This window comes from Brevundimonas sp. (assembly GCF_036399195.1).
Lineage (GTDB): Bacteria > Pseudomonadota > Alphaproteobacteria > Caulobacterales > Caulobacteraceae > Brevundimonas.
Window position 1 is genome coordinate 1 of sequence record NZ_DASWNO010000043.1, and the last position, 1,962, is coordinate 1,962.

Genomic DNA, 1,962 nt, shown 5'->3' on the forward strand with positions numbered 1-1,962 from the left:
TCAGACGCGCTCGATAACCGTGGCGGTGCCCATGCCGCCGCCGATGCAGAGGGTGATCAGGGCGGTGGATTTGTCGGACCGCTCCAGTTCGTCCAGCGCGATCCCGGTGATGATGGCGCCGGTGGCGCCCAGCGGGTGGCCCATGGCGATGGCGCCGCCGTTGACGTTCATTTTGGCGTGGTCGATGTCCAAGGCCTGCATGTAGCGCAGCACCACGGCGGCGAAGGCCTCGTTCAGCTCCCACAGGTCGATGTCGGCGGTCGTCATGCCCAGCTTGCCCAGCAGCTTGCGGGTCACGAACTCGGGGCCCGTCAGCATGATCGACGGCTCGGAGCCGATCGAGGCGCCGCCGAGGATCTTCGCGCGCGGCTTGAGGCCGAGCGCCTGGCCGGCTTCCAGGGTGCCGATCAGCACGCCCGCCGATCCGTCAACGATGCCCGACGAGTTGCCGGGCGTGTGGACGTGGGTGACGCGCTCGACCTCGGGGTAGCGCTGGTTGATCACGGCGTCGAAGGCCATCTCGCCCATCATGGCGAAGGACGGGTTCAGGGCGCCGAGGCTCTGCATGTCGGTGTTGGGACGGATCGTCTCGTCGCGATCCAGGATGGTCAGGCCGAGCTGGTCCTTGACCGGCACCACCGACTTCGAGAACCGCCCGTCGGCCCAGGCGGCGGCGGCGCGCTTGTGGCTCTCGACCGCATAGGCGTCGACGTCGTCGCGGCTGAAGCCGTATTTCGAGGCGATCATGTCCGCCGACACGCCCTGCGGCACGAAATAGGTCGGGAAGGCCGAGGACGGATCGACCGGCCATGCCCCTCCGTCCGAGCCCATCGGCACCCGGCTCATCGCCTCGATGCCGCCGCCGACGGCGAAGTCAGCCTCCCCGGACTTCACCTTGGCCGTCGCCATGTTCACGGCCTCGAGGCCCGAGGCGCAGAAGCGGTTGATCTGGACCCCCGCCGTGGTCTGGGCCCAGCCGGCGGACAGGACGGCCGTACGGGCGATGTCGGCGCCCAGCTCGCCCACGGGCGTGACGCAGCCGAGGATGACGTCGTCGACCTTGGAGGTGTCGAGATCGTTGCGGTCGCGCAGCGCCTCCAGCACCTGGGTGGCCAGCGACAGGCCGGTGATCTCGTGCAGCGAGCCGTCCTTCTTGCCCTTGCCGCGCGGGGTGCGGACGGCGTCGTAGATGTAGGCGTCGGCCATGGGAGCGGGTCTCCGGTAAAGACGGGATCACGTGGCCCGCCAGAAAGCCTACGTTTACGTCAACGTCAAGTAAGAACGGGTGCGCTCCCGGGAGTTTGAACCGTACCTGACGGGCCAGAACGCAATGTCGCGCGAACGACTCTCAAGTGGCGCCTCGCCTGGAACGTCCTCGCACCGTCATCCCTTTGTGCAGCGAAGCCAGATGAACGGAGGACTCCCATGGCCCAGAGCTACGAAGAGATGGACGCGATCGCGATGCTGAAGGCCGACCACCGCAAGGTGGAGGAGATCTTCGCCGCGTTCGAGAAGGCGACCTCCAAGTCGAAGAAGCAGGCCCTGGCCGAGCAGGCCTGCCTCGAGCTGAAGGTCCACACGGTTCTCGAGGAAGAGGTCTTCTATCCGGCCTGCCGCGGCCAGATCGAGGAAGACCTGCTGAACGAAGCCTACGTCGAGCACGACAGCGCCAAGCTGCTGATCAACGAGATCGAGGCCGGCGGCCCGGACGAGGAGTTCTACGACGCCAAGGTCAAGGTTCTGGCCGAAATGATCGAGCACCACGTCGAGGAGGAGGAGAAGCGCTCTGAGGGCATGTTCTCCCAGGCCCGCGCCGCCGGGCTCGACATGGATGCGCTGGCTGACGCCATGCGGGCCCGCAAGATGTCGGCGACGGAGGAATTCCAGGCCGGCAAGCCGGCCGAGACCCTGACGCTGGAAGGCGACGACACCGAGAAGGCGCTGATGGATACGCCGATGGGC

At 67.0% G+C, this 1,962-nt stretch carries 2 protein-coding genes; one reads left to right on the plus strand and one right to left on the minus strand.

Translation table 11 applies throughout. The annotated features are described in order from the left end of the window. Positions 1-1,206, minus strand: a complete 1,206-nt coding sequence (locus tag VGB60_RS02320) for an acetyl-CoA C-acetyltransferase (protein ID WP_331036669.1) — start codon at positions 1,204-1,206, stop codon at positions 1-3. A gap of 219 nt (positions 1,207-1,425) precedes the next feature. On the opposite strand from VGB60_RS02320, the gene VGB60_RS02325 reads away from it, so the two are divergent. Beyond that, a partial coding sequence (locus VGB60_RS02325; RefSeq protein WP_331036670.1) for a hemerythrin domain-containing protein occupies positions 1,426-1,962 on the plus strand: 537 nt, incomplete at its 3' end.